Origin of the sequence: Candidatus Magnetominusculus dajiuhuensis (genome assembly GCF_046044395.1) — a bacterium.
Classification (GTDB): domain Bacteria; phylum Nitrospirota; class Thermodesulfovibrionia; order Thermodesulfovibrionales; family Magnetobacteriaceae; genus Magnetominusculus; species Magnetominusculus dajiuhuensis.
This window is the reverse complement of the sequence record NZ_JBJUSG010000001.1, coordinates 60,065-80,061: the sequence shown is the minus strand read 5'-3', so window position 1 is coordinate 80,061 and position 19,997 is coordinate 60,065. Positions and strand designations below refer to the sequence as shown.

Genomic DNA, 19,997 nt, shown 5'->3' with positions numbered 1-19,997 from the left:
AAATGGGAATCAGCGTATCAACAATGCGGCTTATAGCAAGAACAATGAAGGATAGACACTTGTCCGGGATGTGCGTTACATATGGAGTTCAGGGCGTAGAGGGGCAATATAGCGATGTAAGAAAAATATTGTCCATGGAAGGATATAAATACAGAGATATAGACAAAGATTCTATTATCATGGACAATATAACACATTTTGGGAAGACTATTCATCAAAGCGTTTTATTTAACATGTTAGGATTTGACGTAGTAGACAGTATTGATGTGTCAGCCCGGGAAAATCCAACGCATGTTTTGAATCTTAACAAACCCATAGAGCAAACCCTGCATTGTCGCTATGATATGGTTTATGATGGAGGAACGGCTGAACATTGTTTTAATATAACGGAAGTATTATCAAATACTGTGAGATTGCTGAAAGCCGGTGGAATAGTAATACATCACCTTCCAATATCAGGATACCTTGAACATGGATATTACCAGATTTCTCCTTCGTTATTGTTTGATTTTTATAATGCAAACGATTTCACTGATATCGAAGCAAAAATACATATAAGTCATTCGAAAACTAAAAGCTGTTATTTTGACTTTACATCACCGGCGAAATTGCCTCAGCATTTTGGTAATCCAACAATGATATTTTTTACAGCAAGGAAAAACGCTGCCCATAACGATGTCGTTTTTCCAGTGCAGAATGTTAATCCCAAACACTTCATAACGAATCGGGGAATTGAATCTTTTCTATCGGCTTTATATACTATTTTGCCGGAAAACTTCGCATTCAAAACTCTTCAACTGTGCAAAAAAATTACCTGTATGTATGCCTGCAAGAGACTCTGATAATGGTGATGACTCTCCGGCATTTAGTACCAAAAACCGTAATCATCGGGGCCGGTGGATTTATTGGCAAGCATTTTCTCAATGCTTACCGGCAGACTCACAGCGATCTTATCGGCACTACCCGCGCTGAACTGGATTTATTAAACCCCGATATCAGGGCACTCAGGCTTTCTGAAAATCACTACAAAGAGGCATTAATTCTGGCCGCAATACCAAACATAGACAGATGTGAACAGGAAAAGGGTCTTTCAACAAAAGTCAACGTAACAGGGACGCTTCAACTAATAAGGCAGTTGGCTGATGAAGGAATAAAACCGGTATTTACCTCGTCCGACTATGTCTTTGGCGGCAATGCCGGTAACTATAAGGATGACGCCCCCCTATGCCCCAACACTGAGTACGGCAGGCAAAAGGCGGAGGTGGAATCGAAAATTGGGGAAATTACAAATGGTAATCATCTCATTATCAGGCTGAGCAAGGTATATTCCCATGTAAAGGGAGATGCAACTATGATAGATGAAATGGCGTCGTGTTTAGCGCAGGGCAAGACTGTAAAAGCGGCCTATGATCAGGTGTTTTGCCCCACCTTTATTGACGACGTGATAGCGGTAACGGCTATTTTGCAGGGAAACGGCATTACGAGGACCGTAAATCTGTGTCCCTCAAAAAGGGTTTCGCGCTATGACATTGCAAAGGCTCTGGCTGAAAAAATGGGTATTGACAAGGTTCATGTAGATAAAATCTCTCTGGATGACATGGTGTTTCGGGTAAAACGGCCTAAAGATACGAGTATGAGAAACGATAGATTAACGGGGATTTTAGCAAGGCTGACGAATTATCATTTTACCGATATATCAGAAAGTATTGGGATAGTTGGAGGGAATTGGAAAAAATGAAATCAGAGCTGCAAGCACCAGGAAAAAAACTGACATTGTCAGTTTTAATGCCAAATTATAACTGTGCCAGGTATATCGCAGAGGCCATCGAATCCATATTGAACCAATCCCGCCCTCCCGATGAGTTTATTATTTGTGACGACGCCTCAACTGACAATAGCGTGGAAATTATTGAGGCTTATGCGCAACGACATCCCGTAATCAAGTTCATCAGAAACGAGACTAATCTTGGCCCGCTTGATACATTTAATAGAATGCTTGACATTACCACCGGAGATTATTTGTATGCCGCGCCCTCTGACAATTATATCCTTCCCGGTTTTTTTGAAAAGGCCACGCGGTTGCTGACAACATATCCAGAGACAGGGCTGTTCGCGGCATTTGCCTATGCGATAAATGTGAAAGGACGCAGGATAGAAATACAGTATTCACCGGGAATGACTACCAAAACGGGCTTTATTCCACCGGAGGAAATGCTGGCGATTATGACCCAGGCCGGCTGTGGAATGCTCAACGGAAATACTTTTATTTTTAAAAGGCTTAATATGCTTGAGTGCGGGGGGTTCTCTAAAGAGTTACATTATTATAATGACGTACTACTCGGATTTTTAATGATTGCCAAACATGGGGTGTGCTTTATTCCGGAGCCGTTTGTTTGCGTCAGATACAGAAGCGAAAGCCTGTCAGCAAAATATCAGTTAAACTCTGAATTAATGAGAGAAGAGGCCGCTAAAATGTTGCACATAATGCAGCGCTCATACTCAGACATTATACCGGCGGCTATTTTAGACGCCTATGGAAAGAATGTTTATTATGATATATATTTCCAAAATATTTATTCCCTTAGAAAATCAATGCTTGTAAAATATAGTCAACTCAATAAATCACCCGTTGGAAGATTATTCTATTTTATTATTAATATGTTTCTATACATTAAATATGCCTTTGTGATTATCCATTATCTGTATTCAAATAAGTTTAATATTGTTACGTTCATAAGGAATTATATTAGCAATGTCTTATATGAGATTAAACACAAGCGTCTGCTGCGTTAAAAGGCGGCGGCAGACAAAATTTGATTCGTGGATAGGAAACCGATAACCTTTTATATATTGCTATTGAAGTTTCCGCGGGAAATGCCAGATAAACGATGGCGTCCTTGTAGGGTACGGACTGAGGATGAAACACAGGCAATCCAAGGTGTTCTTTGCCTTGTTTGTGTGGGTCTTCGTCTGTGAAAAAACTTACCTGAGGCATGGCCATACTTGCCAACCATGTGCCGGCGATAGCTGTGCCGAATATGCCAAATGTGCCCTGGCCAGATAGTTCCCTCGCGTGGCCCGCAACCTTATGCAGCCATAAATAAGACTGCTCTGCGGAGGTTGTAGAAGCGGCGCTGATAGCAGGGGTGCGGTTACCGCCGCCCTCACCGGCTACGATTCCTATCTCTTTTGCAATCCAGTCCTCTTGCAGGGTCGTGCTGAATCCCGCGGCATTGACGGCATAGGCCAGGGTGTCAGGTTGAAAGTGGGAACAGTGGTCTACGATAGTCAAATCGAATGGATTTGTCTTAAAAAACGGGGACTGGATAAACAGGACGCCCGCAGGGTTTATAAGGGTATGAAGTCCTCTCAAAAAACTCACCGGCTCAAAGACATGCTCTAATACATGTATCATTGTGACAATATCATAAGTGCCTTCGATTATATCCATAGAGCCGCTGTATATCTCTTTTACGTTGGGCACTCCTTTTGCCCGCAGGTTGCTTTGCTCAAAACCAAATAAATCCCACTTAGGGCAGGCATCACCAAATGCCTTTAAAAACGAGCCATTTCCACAGCCAATATCAATTAATCTACCCTCTTGGGGTATCTTTATTGCTGTCTTTAATCCTGACAGCAGCTCGTAAGAACGGGTTATGTTTGAGGATTCATGGAAAATCAGATGCTCATCGCCGTTGCTCAAAGAGTATGGTTCGTAGTTGGAATATATTTTTTTGATGTCACTTATCAAACTGCCGCCGAGCGGTTTTTGGACATGCCCGCATGTACCGCATCGGGCAGAGCGGCCTGAATAAGGCCACAGCTTGCAGTCTGATGTAATGCTCGCAATACCATCAGAATATCGAATGTCGGATAAGCTGTCCGCCCCGCATAAAATACATGTCATGGTGGCTCCATAGGGTTTTGGCGGCTTTAGGCGGTGCTGGTTGTGTTATACAAATTCCAAATGTCCCTTATCAACGTTTATATATTCTAAAATCAGACTGTTAGCCGCGTTTGAAACACAGTGATGATTGCAATGGACAGAGGGATTAATACGAAAAAAATTCCATTTATCTGAAAACCACAGCTCTTTAAATCTCATATCTTTCACAGACCCTATCAGCCCATCCTCAAGATTATACGCCTTGTCGTGGCATGTATATACATTTGAATCAGCCCCAATGACTGGCACTATTTGAATATATGGGCACCATGAATAATCTTTATCGAATTTATTGTCGAGTTCATGATAAGAGTCGAATATCTCAAACGCCTCATCCACGAAATCATTGCACGCCCTTATTGTCTGCTCTTTCACGGATTTAAATATTGCCCAGTGATACAGATTATTTTCGACGCCTATGTTGCTGACGATACAAGGAGATACTTTAACACTGTCAACTCCCGCATCCTTTAGTCTCCCAATAGATTCATACACATGGGGGGCATTTTTCTTGTCCACGACAATGACAGCGCCTAAAAAACACCGGCCTAAGTGCTTCTTAAACATCCTGATATTATTCATAACCTTCGTAAATTCCCCATGTCTTACTCCCCTATACTCTGAGTAACTCTCATCGTCCCATCCGTCAATAGAGATTCTAAGCCATGTGGCACTGGTTGCAAAGACCTCCGCTAATTCACCGGATAAGTTTGCTCCGTTTGTCAGGGAGGCAAATTTAACGGGACTATCTGATAGTTTTTTGACTGCGTGAACCAGGTATGGGTAGCAAAACGGGTCGCCACCGCCGCTGAAGGTTACGCTTTTTACGCCCATATCAATTATATCGTCTATCAGTTCCAGCATCTTGTCCTTTGGGATTGAATCGGACTGGTTCATGTCTTTTCCGGGCTGTAGACTCTCCGCCCTGTAAGCACAGTAATAGCAATTGTGTCCGCAGTGGTTCGTGGGTTTTATTCTGATTTGCACGGGAGGGAGAATCTTGTTGATGTCAGGGGCAAGAGAGGCAAGCTTGTCCTTGAAGTGAAATATCTTCATTTTAGAATACAACAATCCCACTACGCCCCCCCACTGACTGAAACAAAATCGCGAAGTGGCAAAGGCAACACCAATTTCTTCAATTTCGCGTTGATCATCTTCTAACCCCCATCCAGAAACAACTCAATCTCATTCACTGAGTCAATCAGCTCAACATCGAAATCTACATCTCCGAAATTGACGCCGAACGTCTGCTCAAGAAAGGAAATCAGTGTAATCATCGCCAGAGAGTCCAGACGAGCGCTGATAAACAGCGAATCATCGTCTTTAAGTTCACCTGCATCCCCATGCTCTTGCAGGTATGATTTAATAAACGTGCGCAGTTTGTTCTTCTTTTCAGTATCCACTATTTCACTCCTATAAGGCTGGCCATGAAAGACAGCCGTTGCCACAAAGTATAAACTCGCGTCTCGTCACCGAAGACGTGTAAACATACGACAAATGTCCACACACAAAGGAATGACCACAGCCTTGCGTGGAAGGCGTTTGACGGCTTTGCGCCACTGTTCATTCGCACTTGTGAAATACCGATTCCCGTAGCTAGTACGAAGGTGTAAAACACATAGCTCTGGTAGCTTACGATGGAGTCCCACAGACCCTGTGTTGCGACAAACTTTATGTCCCGGATAAAATGAAAGGCAGCGTTACCGATGCCGGCTGCCATAAAGGTTGCGAAGAACATCCTGAGCCGGGGATGGTTGCGAAATGTCCTGAGAAATGTTGGGATGAAAAAAAACTCAACCAACAACTCCTTGAAGTAGTAATAGTAGCGATTCCAGAATTCGGCCAGAGTTCTTGACTGAAGCGGACGCCATGTGTTTCTCGGCAGCCGAAATCCCGCCAGACGCGCAACAGCAACAGCCTTATGGCCGGCAATCGCAAGCACAAGTGTATCAGACGCCGTAGCCCAGACAACCGCAGTCCAACCAACCAAAATCGAATACCCCTGGCCTGTCACATGAAACGCCTGCAAAGCCGCTACATCAGGGATTTTCAATTTGACCTCGAAAACCCACACAAGCAGCTTTCTAAGCCATAAAAGAACCACTGTCCAAAGCACGAGTTTCAATCCCTTGAGCTGCGTAACTGCCAGGTCACCTGAGGTCTTAGCCAGTGTTTTTCTGAGAAATGTGGCACCCTTACCATACGGCACTGAGCTTGAACCCCAAAAAGGATGAAACGTGCCAAGCTGGAACAGGTGCGGACTCCGGTCACGAGACCTCTGGTCCACTAATGAATAGGCTAAGAACCAAATATAGGCCGAAAAGACCGTTATAAACGCCCACAATAAAACCAGTGGCGTGCCGTGGAGTATGGGATAAGCCGCCGTAACGCTCATCACGGCAACCGCGGCTATCAATGTAATCACGGGACGGCGGGCAACATATAATGTCTTATTTCGCCGCACAAGCTCAAGGGTTGCTAAAGAACACACAAAAAACGAGACCAATGCCACGTAGGCCGAATACTTTCCTGAAAGGGATGTCAGACGCTCCTGTTTCATTACATAATCAATTGCCTCCATTCCGTACCAGAAAGGGTCTTTTGCCAAAACCCCAAGCGTTGCGACGAATATTATGACAGTCCGATAGCGCGGTAAAAAGGCGAAGGCCGCGGCAGCGAAAACAACCCCGGAGGGTTTCCACGCTTCCGTTGCCGCTGAGTAAGCAATGGAAAACAGCAGGAGCAGAAATACACGGCCAAAAATGGTTTGGGCGAAGCCGACAACTCCCTGATGGGTTTCAATTGCAAAATTGTCACGCCATACCCGCATCTGCGGCACCGCGCCGGGGGGCGGCTGTGTGCCTGCCGTCTCCGGAATCAGATTTCCCCGCTTTGGAGAAGTTGGCGCAGGGCATTCCTGTCAACTTTCCCATTTGAATTGAAAGGCATGTTTTCCAGTGCCAGAACACGGCTGGGAACCATATAGGCAGGCAGCTTGTCCTTCATCGCGGCGATGATTTGCAGTTGGTCTATCTGTTTAGCCCCAACAAACCCTACAAGCCCCTGCACAATGCCGTCAACGATTGGCCATGTGACGGCCGCGGCAATGCCGGTGTTTGCAACTGTCCTCAGATGCGTGTCAACCTCTTCCAGTTCTACCCTGTTGCCCATCACCTTGACCTGATTATCTATTCGTCCAAGTAAGTGAAATGTACCGGAGGAATCCTGCATTGCAAGGTCACCGGACAGGTACCACCTCTTGCCATCAATAATTGGAAACCTCGCCGCATTCAACTCAGGCTGGTTTAAGTAACCGCTGGATAATTGGACGCCGGACAGCGCAAGTTCTCCCGTTGTCCCTGTCGGCAAAAATGCTCCATTGGCATTGACTATTGCCAGCTCGTTTCCTGCCCATGGCTTACCAAGGGGACAATAATCCCGCCCGGGAGTTAATGGAATAGGCTGCGAGATGCGACAGATGGTGTTAGCAATAGTAGTCTCAGTAGGACCATACTGGTTCACTATGACGCTGTTTGGAGTAGCGTCCATCCAGGCCGTGACCAGGCTCTCAGTCAACGGCTCACCCATAAAGACAGACAGTCGAATGCCGGGCAGCGCACCCGGCGTCAGCGCCTTTATCTGCCTCAACCTGTCTATTAAAGAAGGTACTGAACTCCAGACTGTCAGATGCCTTTGGCGCGCGAACTTCACCGCGCTCATCACGCGAACGGCTGGCAACACATGCAAAGACGCCCCTGCCTCCCATGTGCAAAACATGTTACTAACTGAAACGTCAAATGTCAGCTCTGTCAGTTCAATGGTTCTATCGCTGGGGCGCATTTCCAACATCGCCGTGGCCGCCTCAACATAGTTTGCAACCGCGGCAGCCGAAATAGCAACTCCCTTAGGGACTCCAGTCGTTCCCGATGTGAACAGGATGTACGAAATGGAGCTGCCCTCAACATTGGCAGGCTCTTCGTGCAAGGCATCAGGCAGTTGGCCAGCATCATGGAACTTAATTCCTGGAAGGCCTTTTGCCTGAAACTGCGCGGCACCGGGCACGATTATCAGCGGCGGACAGGCCGACAGTACCTTGTCTGTCATCTGTTTCACGCCCTCAGGGCCAACAATAAGCGCTGAGAGATTGCAAAGCGAAAGTATTGTTAAAATCCTATCCTCCGGGAGTTTGGGACCAATCGGGACATAGGTCGCACCTGCCCACGCGGCCCCCATGACGCCCAACGCGGCCTCGACGCTGCGCGAAGCTAAAATCCCAACCCGCGGAGGCTGTCCATCCCGCCATACAAAAGATGGGCTTGTCCTGAGGCAGGCCGAGATTGCCCTGGCACCACTGGCAAATTGTCCATAGGTAAGTTCGCGGGAATCTGATGCAACGGCGAGACTCCCCTGATTATCAATGCTGTGGCGATAAACTGCGCGCGATAAGTTAAAGTTCATATCCGCTTCCTTGTGTGGCGATTGGCCAACCAACGGCCAATTGCATTATTTAGTATTAGTCGCCTATTCTAAAGCGTACGGCTGCCTCGCTGCCCGATTATGTTATCAAAGCCTGTTTCATTTGTCAAGCGCCCGAAATAGAGCGCAAAAGTAATATCTGACACAACAATCATCCAATGTAAAGAGCAAGGCTGCACATCACTCTGACAATTGCCAGAATTAAGACACCCCTGCGCCACAACAGCACACCTCTCTTATGTCTGAGGAGTGCAGCCCCTTATTGCCAGCTTACCCCGAAGGCGTACCACGTACCGTTTAAATAAGAATACATAGTCCCGTCTGTCCATGCCACAATGGCACCACCGTTTGTATACCATTGGACGTAGTATGGTGCCGACCCGGATGTTCCAATAGCTATGCTTCCAGATGGTTTCCCAAAAAACGAGGCATATTGGTTATAAATTGATGTAATCTTCGTAGCCGCCTTCCCTAATGATTGCCATCCTATATTGAAGGCGTACCATGAACCCTTGTAGTAAGCATACATAGTTCCATCTGTCCATGCAACAAGGGCGCCACCATTGGAATACCACTGGACATAGTATGTGGCTGAACCGGATGTTAACGTAAGTACACTCCCGGATAGTGACCCAAAAAACGAGGCATATTGGCTGTATATTGCGCCAATAGCCGCGGAGGCAGTGCTATAGTCCGATGATGATGCGCCGGTGGCCTTAAAAGACCCCCACCACGTGCCCCAGTTTGTGCTGCCCTTTGCGTATTCCTGAAGAGTCCAGAATGTAACGTCGTCCGACGGGTCAACGCATGTGGCGCTGTAATCTCCCCATCGGTTATCTGTCCCGCCATAGGTGAGATAATAAGCCGCCGCTCCTGCCACTAACTGACCCACGGTCTGAGTAGTGCCAGCGGTATCTGTGCTCATCCTTGCCGTGTAATATCCACCGGCGTATGTGCTGCTTGATGAGCCGGAAAATCCAATTGCCGCGTCTCCATTGGCATTAACCGCTATTGAGGGAAAGTAATAGAACAGGCTCGTATCGCTTACTCTTCCCTCCTGAACCGGGCTTCCCGCTGAGGCCAATGTCTTTGAGGCCAATGAGGGGTTTATTTGATACCATGCCACCTCGGTCTTCACTCCGGTGGAGTTCGTAACGGTATGCGTCGCCCACAGATAGCCGCCCCTGCATACGGCGTTTAGCATCCTCGTATCATTTGTAACTATCGTCTTGGTTGACCCCTGCTGGGGAGCGCCGGGTAGCGAATCTACAACAGGATAACTCTGCACGACTATATCCCCTAGTAGAGTCCATGCGTTATTTGCAATCGTCCATAATTTTAGATAGCTCGGTGTGGCCGCCGCTGTTTGAGTCTGCTGGACTGGCGAGTCGCCGTTGTGGTTGCCGCCACCTGCGTAATCCTCGCCGATGAAATATATCTGCTGCCCGCTTCCATAGGCAACGCACGGCTGAATGGTAAAATCGTTAGTGTTATTGTTGATGAACTCCGTATAGGTAATTGTTGAGGCGGTTGAAGTAAGCTGTGTCTTGGGAATTGAATATGCCTTTACATACTTAAAATTTTCACTGGAATCAAACATATTTACGGAGACATAGAGATTAGCCGAATCCATGCCGACAGCAGGGAAATCCGCCCAGTTTTTTGTTTGAGTAGTGCCGTTATCTAAATCGGCGCGAATCGCGTGCAATGTCCATGTGCCGGTGGGGTCGCTTGTTGAGGATATTCCGACTAAGATATAAGAATTTGTGGAAGAGGTTCCCTGGCTAAGCTCCACGGTGATGAAGCGTCCAAGGTACTGGTCATATATGACCTTAGGGTCAAAGACGCCGTCAGCCGGCTGCCCTGAGCTTGTGCCAAGTGATGACCAAAAGGCGGTGTCGGTTGTATGGCCTGTCATAGCGCCGGTGCTTTTATTGTAATAGGCAACCCCGCCGTTTAAGATGCTCATAAGATAGACAGGCCCGGCCGCGCCCATCGTGTCAGGTGGAATGGCATGGCTGGTGTTGCCGTTAAGGTCCATGCCCGTAAAGCTAGCTATCAGGGTTGGCGTTTCTATTGAGGATTGGGGCGCGCTCTGCTCAGGAGATTTGATTGCTGACAGAAATTGGCTCTCAATCGGGGCCGCTGTTGATGTGGTGTGTCCTTTGCGGCGTTTTAAACGTATTACCCTCTTTTGGGCCGGTCGTGCCGGTAGCAATGCCTCACTTTTTTTCATCTCATCAGTGGACACAACGGAAACCGGGGCCTGCTGCGTTACAGTAACCCCCGCTACCGGTTCGCCTGAACCCCCCGCCGCGTACGAGATACCACCCAAAACCACCTCAGTCAACAATACAACCATTACAATGTATTTACATAATGTTCTCATCTGCATCCCTCCATAGTCAGGCAATGGCAATCAATCTTTAACCCTGAAAATCACAAGGCTTGTGGCTAGTATCATTTGAAGCAGACTACCTGTTAGCAATATAGCACTATCCGATAGCATGTGTCAAACAGGGAGGGCAGGGCAATCGCATTTGAAAAAAAATCAGAAGATACCTATGCAATAATTCCGGCTTTGTCCCTTGCCGTCATTCCGGCTTGTCCGGAATCTTCCCTTTAGTGGGAGTTTCATGATGATTGTGCATATTCTGAGGCATAAGGACAGATTCCGGACAAGCCGGAATGACAAAAATAAGGGAGGCAATTTCTAATGCGATTGCCCTGCAGAGAGGGCAGCTTCAGGGCGGCATCTCAAGTATTGGGGGATTCTTAGACAGGTGTTTAAAGCACTATCTCCGTGCCAATTCCCTCTTGTGTAAAAATCTCAAGCAGCAGACTATTTGGGATTCTCCCGTCTATGATGTGTATTTTCCCGACGCCAGCGGCAAGCGCCTCTATGCAGGCGTTTATCTTTGGGAGCATCCCTCCGGTTATCGTGCCGTCTTCGGTGTATGACAAATAATTCCCCGTTTTTATCGTAGAGATAGTAACACCGGCTTTGTCCAGTATGCCGGGGGTGTCTGTCAGTAGTATCAGTTTCTCGGCCTTCAGCGCCCCGGCGATTGCCGAGGCCGCGAAGTCGGCGTTTATGTTGAGTGTCTCGCCCTCTTTTGACACCCCTATCGGGGCTATCACGGGGATAAATCCCTGCGTTGCAAGGGCGTGGATAATCGCCGGATTTATCTCTGTCACTTGTCCCACCTGCCCGATGTCTATGGGGACGGTGTCGGTACCGCGCAGGAATTTTTTACTAGCCGTAATCAGGCCGCCGTCTTTTCCGGTTATTCCCACGGCATTGCCGCCGGCGCGGTTGATTAACGATGCAATTTCCTTGTTTATCAAGCCGCCCAAGACCATTTCCACTATGTCCATCGTATCCTTGTCTGTCACACGGTGGCCCTGTATGAACTGCGGGGACTTACCCATTCGCTCCATCGTTTTTGAAATTCCCGGTCCGCCCCCGTGGACGATTACCGTGTTTATCCCTATGTGGTTAAACAGTACAATGTTCCTTGAGAATGCCTCTTTCAATGAGTCATCTGTCTGGGCTGCCCCGCCATATTTTATCACGAAGGTCTTTTTGTAAAAATTCCGAATATAGGGCAGCGCCTCTATCAACACCCCGGCCTTTGCTATCAAAGAATCCATGCTCATCTCCCCCTCCATAGGCTTAATCGTTTGGCGTTACAAAGGTGTCATAGCCCTCGTTCGCAAGGCGTTTGGCATTGGACATAGCCTTTTCCTTTTCGCTGTAATGGCCGACCCTTACCCTGTAATATGTCTTACCGTTTATGGCCGCCTGTTTTATGAATACCCCTGTGTATGACATTTCAAGGGTGGCCTTTAATCTCTCTGCGTTTTGTCTGTCTTCATATGCGGCTGTCTGAATCGTATAAGAGGTTCCTGCGGATTCTGAGACCCTTACGTATCTGGCATATTTCATGTCCCTGCCCATGTATTGCACCATCACGGCAAGCACCCCCGGCCCTATGACGCCGACTTCTTTGGCCGCGCGATATGACAAATCTATGTCCCGTCCAGCAACAAACGGCCCCCGGTCGGTTACTGTGACTGTCACTGAGACGCCGGTTTCGGGGTTCGTCAGCTTTAAGATAGTGCCAAATGGCAACGTCTTGTGTGCCGCCGTCATGGCGTACATGTCGTATCTTTCCCCCGACGCGGTGAGTTTGCCATGAAAGTCAGGGCCGTACCATGAGGCTATCATCTGGGTTTTTCCCGTCACCGGAGGTGTTTCAGGTACGCGGGCATCCCTTCGCGGCGGCACCCTTACTGCGTGCGTACAACCGCATACAACTATAACCGCCGATATAATGAGTATTGCCGTGCCCCGCAAGTTTTTCTCTTATGTGTTATATCGTTATAAAATGTATCGGCTTAAGTCCTCGTTCTTTACTATCTCCGAGAGCTTCTCTCTAACCATTTTGCAGTCTATTGTTATCTTTGCCGGTGCCAGCTCGGGTGCCTCGAATGAGATGTCCTCCAGAAGTTTTTCCAATACCGTGTGAAGGCGTCTGGCACCTATGTTTTCTGTCCTTTCATTTACAGTAGCGGCTATCTCGGCAATTTCCACGATACTTTCTCTGATGAAATCAAGCTCTATTGCCTCCGTATTCATCAGCGCCACGTATTGCTTTATCAGTGCGTTGCTTGGTTCGGTCAGGATGCGTATGAACTCATCCTTGCCGAGTGCGTCAAGTTCCACCCGTATTGGAAAACGCCCCTGCAGTTCGGGGATGAGGTCAGAGGGTTTTGAGACATGAAACGCCCCCGCCGCTATGAAAAGCACATGGTCGGTTTTGACCGAGCCGTGCTTTGTCGTCACCGTCGTGCCCTCCACAATAGGCAGTAAATCACGCTGCACGCCCTCTCTTGATACATCAGGGCCATGCGACTGCCCCTTGCTTGCAATCTTATCTATCTCATCAATGAACACTATGCCCGTTTGCTCCGTCCTCTGGATTGCCTCTTTTGTGACTTTCTCCATATCTATCAGCTTGCCGGCCTCTTCCTTTGTGAACTGAGTCATGGCGTCCGGGACCTTCATCTTCTTTTTCTTTTGTTTTTCCGGCAGAAAATTCCCAAGTATCTCCTTGATATTCATCTCAAGGTCATCCATGCCCATGTTGGATATGACGCCAAATGGCATTACCTTCTCTTTGACGTCTATGTCAACATATTTATTTTCGAACTTGCCGTCTTTGAGTTTTTCCCTCAGTTTTTCCCTTGTTTCGGATTGCTTTTGTTTTTCCTCGGCGTTGGCGGGTGAATTCTTTGATTGCCTCAAAGGCGGAAGCAGCGTGTCAAGCAGTTTCTCCTCTGCCATGAGCCTCGCCTTTTCCTGTATTTTTACGAAATGCTCCTCTTTGACCATATTTATGGCAAGCTCCGTCAGGTCTCTGATCATTGATTCAACATCTCTGCCGACATAGCCTACCTCTGTAAATTTCGAGGCCTCTACCTTAATAAACGGCGCTGCGGAGAGCTTGGCCAGCCTTCTGGCAATCTCTGTCTTACCCACGCCGGTCGGGCCTATCATAATGATATTTTTCGGCAGCACCTCGTCTCTGAGGTCTGCCGCCAGTTTCTGCCGCCGCCAGCGGTTTCTCAGCGCTATTGACACGGCCTTTTTGGCCTTGTCCTGTCCAACTATATATTTATCCAGCTCCTCTACTATCTTCCTTGGTGTAAGATTATCCATTGAGTTCCTCGACTATTATATTTTTATTCGTATATATGCAAATATCCGCGGCTATTTCCATCGCCTTTACGGTTATGTCACGGACTGAGAGTTCTGTGTTATCGTAGAGCGCCCTTGCCGCCGCCTGGGCATACGGCCCGCCAGAGCCTATGGCCGAGACACCCCTTTCAGGCTCAATAACATCGCCATTTCCCGACACTATCAGGGTCACTTCCTTGTCGGCTATAATCAGCAGTGCCTCAAGCCGCCTGAGGATTTTGTCCGTCCTCCATTCCTTTGCCAGTTCAACCGCGGCACGCGACAGATTTCCTCTGTATGATTCTAGTTTTCCCTCAAATTTCTCAAACAGCGTAAAGGCGTCCGCCGTTGCACCGGCAAACCCCGCGACAACCTTATCGTTGTACATCCTTCTGAGCTTCCTCGCGTTGTGCTTGAGAACCGTTGCCCCAAAGGTAACCTGTCCATCTCCGGCAATGGCGACATCACCGCCTCTTCTAACGCAAAGTATCGTCGTACTGTGAAACAAATTATGTCCTCCGTTGTCTGCCATAATGATATATCAAACACCTCTTGACGTCAAGCAGTCTAAGGTCTCCATGTATGCACCACCGTGTATTTACCATCTTTGATTTCGGCGATGGCGATAGATTTTGCGGGTGGGCTCTTAGGTCTCATCGTTATAACACCGGTTACGGCCTTAAAATCCTTTGTCTCAGAAAGCGCCTTTGATATGGTGTCCTTGTCCGGCACCCCTGAGCTGCCGATACGCCTTATCGCGTCGGCAAGGATATTCACGGCATCGTATCCCAGGGCTGCGTAGGCATTGTCGGGTTCCTTGCCATATTCCTTTTTGTATGCCTTAATGAAATCGGTTACCTCTTTGCGGGTCTCTCCCCTGTATGCGTGTGTGGAAAAGTAAACATTAGTGATGGGTTTAGCCATCTCCGCCTTTTCTACCAGCGGGCTGTCAAAGCCGTCCGCGCTTACGACGGGTATGTCTATCCCGCCATTTCTCAGTAGTTTGACCGAAAGGGCAGCCTCCTCTTCAATTGCGGCCACAAAAACGGCCTCCGGTTTGGGTTCGTTTGTACTGAGTCTTTCAACCATTTTAGATAAATCAGGCGGCACCGGCATACCGCTCTTAAAAAGATCTTCGTAGAGGACTGTACCGCCCAATTCCGCAAATCGCCGTTTAAAAGAATCGCTCACGGCTAAGGTGAATGCCATTGAGGTATCTGTCCATACCACGATTCTTTTTACGTTCAGATTATTGTAAGCATAGTCGGCGATGGCCCGGCCCTGGTCATCGTCACCGTAGGCCGTCATAAAAAACCGTTCGCCGAGCATTCCGGGAAGCGTGGGCAGCGTAGCCCCCGGCGTTATGTACGGAATCCCTTTGTTTACAAAAGGAGATGCCGCGCTGATAACAAAGGCGCTGTCACCATAGCCTATGGCGGCCACAACATCTTTATTCTTTTCGTCCATGCCGGCTGACCCTGCCTTTGCGATATTGGAGCCGGTCTCTGTGGGTATAAGCTCAAGTTTTTGGCCTACCGTAATGCCGCCTGCTGCATTTATTAACTTCGCCGCAAGCATTGCACCCTTATACGCAGGCTCGTCTATTGAGGCCATGGGGCCGGAACTGTTATATAGGAGCGCGGCTTTTATGGGCTGCCCCTCCTGTTCTATTTTCGTCGGCGCGGCTCCGGCTGCATTGCCAAGCGCTAATGCCGAGACTAAAGCTAACCAAATTGCCGCTTTCACTGCCATTTTAGCCAATCTCAAGTTGACCTCCCTGTGAATCCTTAATTTAATGTTATCCGGCAATTATAACATTTTTATCATTAATAAATATGTTATAATTATTGGCGGTTATGAAAAATCCCTTTGCACTGTCGCTGAACAAAAAGCTGATTGCGATGATGCTCATCCTGACGTGCACCATCATCTTCATGCTTGTGATGTTTAATTTGCAATTGGAGCACAAACTTCTCCAGCAGGTGGAAAGACAAACCGGCGAACTCACCAAGGCCATACAGGTCGGCGTTGAGGAGGTTACAGGAAAGACCGGCGAGTCACGCCTTTCTCAGTATCTTACGGAGTTGAATAAGCGTGGCATCAAGGAGATATCTATCATAAGCAATAACAGCGAGATTGTGGCCAGCACTAATCAGGAAAAAATTGGCAGGCCAATCTCGCACAAGAGAAAAGAGATGGTCATCAAGGCGGAACTCGGCGAGCATGTCTCTGACGAAGGCAAGACATACAACGTTATCGTTCCCGTTGTGGCCGACGGCCAGCAGTACGGCTATATCCACCTGATGATAAATAAAGACGACTTCTCAGACCTGATTAAGATGAACACGGTAAAACGTACCTTTACAATAATCTTAGTATTTGGCACCGGGCTGCTTATTGCGCTTGTGTTCTCGCGCAGAGTAACCCTGCCGATAAAGAGGCTGGCGGATGCCTCCCTGAGGGTGTCGGCGGGGGATTTAACCCAGCAAATAGAGGTAAAGACAAAGGATGAGGTTGGCCAGCTTTCGGAGAGTTTCAATTATATGGTCAAAAAATTAAGCGAGAGCAGAAACCTTGAGGAACGCCTGAGAGAGGCGGAGCATCTGTCCGGCCTCGGCAAACTCTCGCGCGACATGGCCCATGAGATAAAAAACCCGTTAAATTTCATCAGCCTTTCAATTGACTACATAAGCGGCAAATACCCCCCCGAAGACAAGGATAAACTGGAAAATTTCAACACCCTTGTCGTCGGCATTAAGCATGAAATCCGCAGACTTAACAACCTTGTCAACGATTTCCTTGAGTTCAGCAGGACGCTAAAGATAAGCCCCAAAATGGTGCAGATAAACGATGTCCTTGAGGATGTCGTAGCCCTCGTATGGGCAAAGGCCGAGGCCGACGGCATTGTTATCATTAAGAACTACTGCAGTGACATGGCCCTCAATGTTGATGCCGATTTGTTTAAGTCCTGCGTACTAAACGTCATAACAAACGCGTTTCAGGCTATCAACAGCATCAAATCCACGGGCGGCCTTTTAAAGTTAACCACCGAGGTGAAAGAGAGCGAGTTCATCCTTACAATAGAAGATGACGGGCCGGGTGTCCCGGCTGAGAACCTGCCAAAGCTGTTCGAACCATTTTTCTCAACAAAGCAGAATCACCCCGGACTTGGTCTGCCGATGACCTTCAGGGTTATGGAAGAACATGGGGGAAGGGTTGAATTTTACAGCGAGCCGGGGGCGGGTTCGGAGGTGAAATTATTCCTTCCCTGCCCATGTGAATCCAGTCCCCGGGTTGGAAACGGCAAAAATGAAGTCAAGCATGAACTGGAGGCCGCATGGCAGTAGTTGTCGTAATAGATGATGAGCCATTACAGCGGGGAATACTAAAAACGATCCTCGAGGACGAGGGGTATGAGGTGTTTGCGGCTGCAAGCGCCGAAGAGGGGTTAAAGATAATCAGTGAGCAAAATGCCGATGTAGTCCTTACTGACCTAAACATGGCGGGGATGACCGGCATCCAGATGCTTGAACACCTGCCCAAAGAGCCTTCATCCAGACCGGCCGTTATCGTAATCACCGCGTATGGAACAATCAACAGTGCTGTTGAGGCTATGAAAAAGGGAGCATTTGACTATCTCATCAAGCCGCTTGACAAAGATGTTATCACGCTTGTCGTTGGCAAGGCCGCAGAGAGGATGTCTCTGCTCAAGGAAAATATCCGGCTTCACAGAGAACTTTTTGACAAATTCAACATGGAAGGCATAATCGGACGCTCGAAAAAGATGACCGAGGTGATAGATGTCGTAAAAAAGATAACCGCCACACCTGTTACCGTATTAATCTATGGCGAAAGCGGCACTGGAAAAGAACTCATCGCCCGCGCCATTCACTATAACAGTCCGCGCAAAAACGCCCCTTTTACGCCCATCAACTGTGCGGCTATCCCTGACAATCTCATTGAGAGCGAACTCTTCGGACACGAACCCGGTGCGTTTACCGGTGCAACTCACAGAAAGCCCGGTTTAATAGAATCCGCCGACGGCGGCACGCTCTTTCTTGATGAGATAGGCGACCTGTCCCTGTTGACCCAGACTAAACTCCTGCGCGTCCTCCAGGACAAAGAAGTCCGCAGACTTGGCGGTAAAGATACAATAAAGGTCAATGTCAGGTTCATCGCGGCAACCAACAAAGACCTTGAGAAGGAGATAGAAACGGGGAAATTCAGAGAAGACCTCTACTACAGACTAAAGGTAGTAACAGTAACTCTACCACCCCTGACAGAAAGAAAGGAGGACATCCCCTTGTTAGTTAATTTCTTCATTTCCAGATACAATGCGGAATTCGGAAAGCAGATAAGCGGCATAGACAATGGGGCGCTCAAATTATTGACAGACTATCACTGGCCTGGAAATATTCGCCAGCTTGGTTCGGTAATAGAGCGGGCGGTACTGATGGCCGACGCTGCGGCCATAAGCTGTGAGGATGTCAAAAGCGAATTGAAGCAGCCGATTGCCTGCGACATTATGGACATAGAAATCCCCGAAGAGGGAATCATTTTTGAGGAGCTGGAGAAAAAACTGTTAAAACAGGCGATGAGAAAGGCCAATAATGTGGCGACAAAGGCTGCCCGGCTTCTCGGTATGAGCTATAAAACCTTCTGGTACAGGCTGGAGAAATTCGGCATTAACATCCCCAACGGGACACGCCCCCCAAAAGACACAACTGCCCCGGGGTAATCCACGGTAAATCTGTTCTCCATCATAAGTAAGCGGTAGTTGCTTAGATTGTTGTCATCCTTGCCCCTTTTCCGTCATTCCGGCTTGTCCGGAATCGTCCCTTAAATGGTTGTTTCATGACGATTTTGCCCATTCTGAGGTATTAAGGATAGATTCCAGACAAGCCGGAATGACAGGCGAAAACCGGAATGACAGGCGAAAAAAGAACAGCATAGAGTTACCCTTTTTTTAGCCCTCCCCCTTTGTTTCAACCGCGTTTCATTATGAAACATTAACCCCCGTTATTATGCTATAACTATCTTTATAAATCAATAAGTTATCGTTTGGCACGATTTATGAGATTATACGTCTGTGATGACAACGTATGGAACGATAAATCGAAGGCTGGTAATTATAACAAACGAGCAGGGGGCGGCGGACGAATCCCTCGCCTACATGATGGGGTTTGCTATCAGTATATCGAACGCGCTTGATATTATGATAATTTGTGACGACTGTTCGTTACGCCCATATCTGCAAGGCAAATCAAACGCGGCTCACACCCTTGACACAATTATAAGCACGGGCAGGAACTATAACTTTGAGGTCACCGTCGAGTTATACACCAGATCGCACATCCTCACGCTCAAAGACAATATAAACAACAAAAGGGGGCTGAGCATGGTTTTACTTAGCCCTGAGTTGAATATCAATAAGGTCTTTGACCTTAGAAAAATTCTGAAAGAAGTTTCGGTTCCCGTATGGCAGTATCGAACCCGCGAGGTTGCGCCAGTGCGGTGTAAAAGCCGAAAAGGAGGCACAACATGGGTAAGATAAAGAAGCTGCTATGTGAGATTAACAAACACCTTGAGGCCGCGGCTATTGCCGAGATGAGAGTGGATATCGCAAGAGAGACGCTCCTTAACGGTGGCTCAGAGAAGGGGAGGTGGCGCGTCTCCAAAAACTCCGGTGCCGATAGCAAGGTTACGTTTGATGAGATGCCCCTGATGACAGATGACAGGGCGTACTCAAACAGCTAATTCTATATTCACTACTAAAGTATATTCACTACTAAAGTATATTCACTACTAAAGTATATTCACTACTAAAGTATA

18 protein-coding genes are annotated in these 19,997 nt (G+C 47.7%); 7 read left to right on the top strand and 11 right to left on the bottom strand.

Features of this window, described 5'->3' with window-relative positions; all coding sequences use genetic code 11:
- The first annotated feature begins 2 nt into the window (after nt 1–2).
- From AB7D94_RS00380 to AB7D94_RS00370, 3 genes are read left to right on the top strand one after another with little or no spacing between them, the layout of a single operon-like run.
- Nucleotides 3–842, top strand: coding sequence for a class I SAM-dependent methyltransferase (locus AB7D94_RS00380; RefSeq protein WP_420263652.1), 840 nt, complete (start codon nt 3–5; stop codon nt 840–842).
- A 2-nt stretch (nt 843–844) separates the two neighbouring features.
- A complete protein-coding gene (locus tag AB7D94_RS00375) occupies nt 845–1,738 on the top strand; it encodes an SDR family oxidoreductase (RefSeq protein ID WP_420263651.1) in 894 nt (297 codons plus the stop codon).
- Entirely contained in the window at nt 1,735–2,793 is a 1,059-nt protein-coding gene (locus AB7D94_RS00370; RefSeq protein WP_420263669.1) for a glycosyltransferase family 2 protein, read from the top strand. Before AB7D94_RS00375 ends, AB7D94_RS00370 begins: the two co-directional genes overlap by 4 nt.
- Here AB7D94_RS00370 and AB7D94_RS00365 read toward each other — a convergent pair.
- From AB7D94_RS00365 to AB7D94_RS00315, 11 genes are all read right to left on the bottom strand, one after another.
- A complete protein-coding gene (locus AB7D94_RS00365; RefSeq protein WP_420263650.1) occupies nt 2,768–3,907 on the bottom strand; it encodes a class I SAM-dependent methyltransferase in 1,140 nt (379 codons plus the stop codon). The genes AB7D94_RS00370 and AB7D94_RS00365 overlap by 26 nt on opposite strands.
- Nucleotides 3,908–3,952: 45 nt before the next feature.
- The gene (locus AB7D94_RS00360) at nt 3,953–5,023 is read right to left on the bottom strand and encodes a radical SAM protein (RefSeq protein ID WP_420263649.1); all 1,071 of its coding nucleotides are present in this window, start codon (nt 5,021–5,023) and stop codon (nt 3,953–3,955) included.
- A gap of 80 nt (nt 5,024–5,103) precedes the next feature.
- Nucleotides 5,104–5,349, bottom strand: coding sequence for a phosphopantetheine-binding protein (locus tag AB7D94_RS00355; RefSeq protein WP_420263647.1), 246 nt, complete (start codon nt 5,347–5,349; stop codon nt 5,104–5,106).
- The gene (locus tag AB7D94_RS00350; RefSeq protein ID WP_420263646.1) at nt 5,349–6,776 is read right to left on the bottom strand and encodes a hypothetical protein; all 1,428 of its coding nucleotides are present in this window, start codon (nt 6,774–6,776) and stop codon (nt 5,349–5,351) included. The genes AB7D94_RS00355 and AB7D94_RS00350 overlap by 1 nt, the downstream gene beginning before the upstream one ends.
- Nucleotides 6,777–6,823: 47 nt before the next feature.
- The gene (locus AB7D94_RS00345) at nt 6,824–8,404 is read right to left on the bottom strand and encodes an amino acid adenylation domain-containing protein (protein ID WP_420263645.1); all 1,581 of its coding nucleotides are present in this window, start codon (nt 8,402–8,404) and stop codon (nt 6,824–6,826) included.
- Nucleotides 8,405–8,681: 277 nt separating this feature from the next.
- Entirely contained in the window at nt 8,682–10,811 is a 2,130-nt protein-coding gene (locus AB7D94_RS00340) for a hypothetical protein (protein ID WP_420263644.1), read from the bottom strand.
- Nucleotides 10,812–11,209: 398 nt separating this feature from the next.
- Nucleotides 11,210–12,076, bottom strand: coding sequence for an acetylglutamate kinase (argB, locus tag AB7D94_RS00335; protein ID WP_420263643.1), 867 nt, complete (start codon nt 12,074–12,076; stop codon nt 11,210–11,212).
- Between the two features lie 22 nt (nt 12,077–12,098).
- Nucleotides 12,099–12,782 carry a septal ring lytic transglycosylase RlpA family protein gene (locus tag AB7D94_RS00330; RefSeq protein WP_420263642.1) on the bottom strand — a complete coding sequence of 228 codons (684 nt, stop codon included), beginning with the start codon at nt 12,780–12,782 and terminating at the stop codon, nt 12,099–12,101.
- 24 nt (nt 12,783–12,806) lie between these two features.
- Entirely contained in the window at nt 12,807–14,147 is a 1,341-nt protein-coding gene (gene hslU / locus AB7D94_RS00325) for an ATP-dependent protease ATPase subunit HslU (RefSeq protein WP_420263641.1), read from the bottom strand.
- The gene (hslV, locus tag AB7D94_RS00320) at nt 14,140–14,697 is read right to left on the bottom strand and encodes an ATP-dependent protease subunit HslV (RefSeq protein ID WP_420263640.1); all 558 of its coding nucleotides are present in this window, start codon (nt 14,695–14,697) and stop codon (nt 14,140–14,142) included. The genes hslU and hslV overlap by 8 nt, the downstream gene beginning before the upstream one ends.
- Nucleotides 14,698–14,732: 35 nt before the next feature.
- The gene (locus AB7D94_RS00315; RefSeq protein WP_420263639.1) at nt 14,733–15,932 is read right to left on the bottom strand and encodes an ABC transporter substrate-binding protein; all 1,200 of its coding nucleotides are present in this window, start codon (nt 15,930–15,932) and stop codon (nt 14,733–14,735) included.
- A gap of 89 nt (nt 15,933–16,021) precedes the next feature.
- On the opposite strand from AB7D94_RS00315, the gene AB7D94_RS00310 reads away from it, so the two are divergent.
- From AB7D94_RS00310 to AB7D94_RS00295, 4 genes are all read left to right on the top strand, one after another.
- Nucleotides 16,022–17,512, top strand: a complete 1,491-nt coding sequence (locus AB7D94_RS00310) for a sensor histidine kinase (protein WP_420263638.1) — start codon at nt 16,022–16,024, stop codon at nt 17,510–17,512.
- Nucleotides 17,503–18,903, top strand: coding sequence for a sigma-54-dependent transcriptional regulator (locus tag AB7D94_RS00305; protein WP_420263637.1), 1,401 nt, complete (start codon nt 17,503–17,505; stop codon nt 18,901–18,903). The genes AB7D94_RS00310 and AB7D94_RS00305 overlap by 10 nt, the downstream gene beginning before the upstream one ends.
- Before the next feature lie 354 nt (nt 18,904–19,257).
- Nucleotides 19,258–19,719, top strand: coding sequence for a hypothetical protein (locus AB7D94_RS00300; RefSeq protein ID WP_420263636.1), 462 nt, complete (start codon nt 19,258–19,260; stop codon nt 19,717–19,719).
- A complete protein-coding gene (locus AB7D94_RS00295) occupies nt 19,707–19,922 on the top strand; it encodes a hypothetical protein (protein ID WP_420263635.1) in 216 nt (71 codons plus the stop codon). Before AB7D94_RS00300 ends, AB7D94_RS00295 begins: the two co-directional genes overlap by 13 nt.
- Nucleotides 19,923–19,997: the final 75 nt, after the last annotated feature.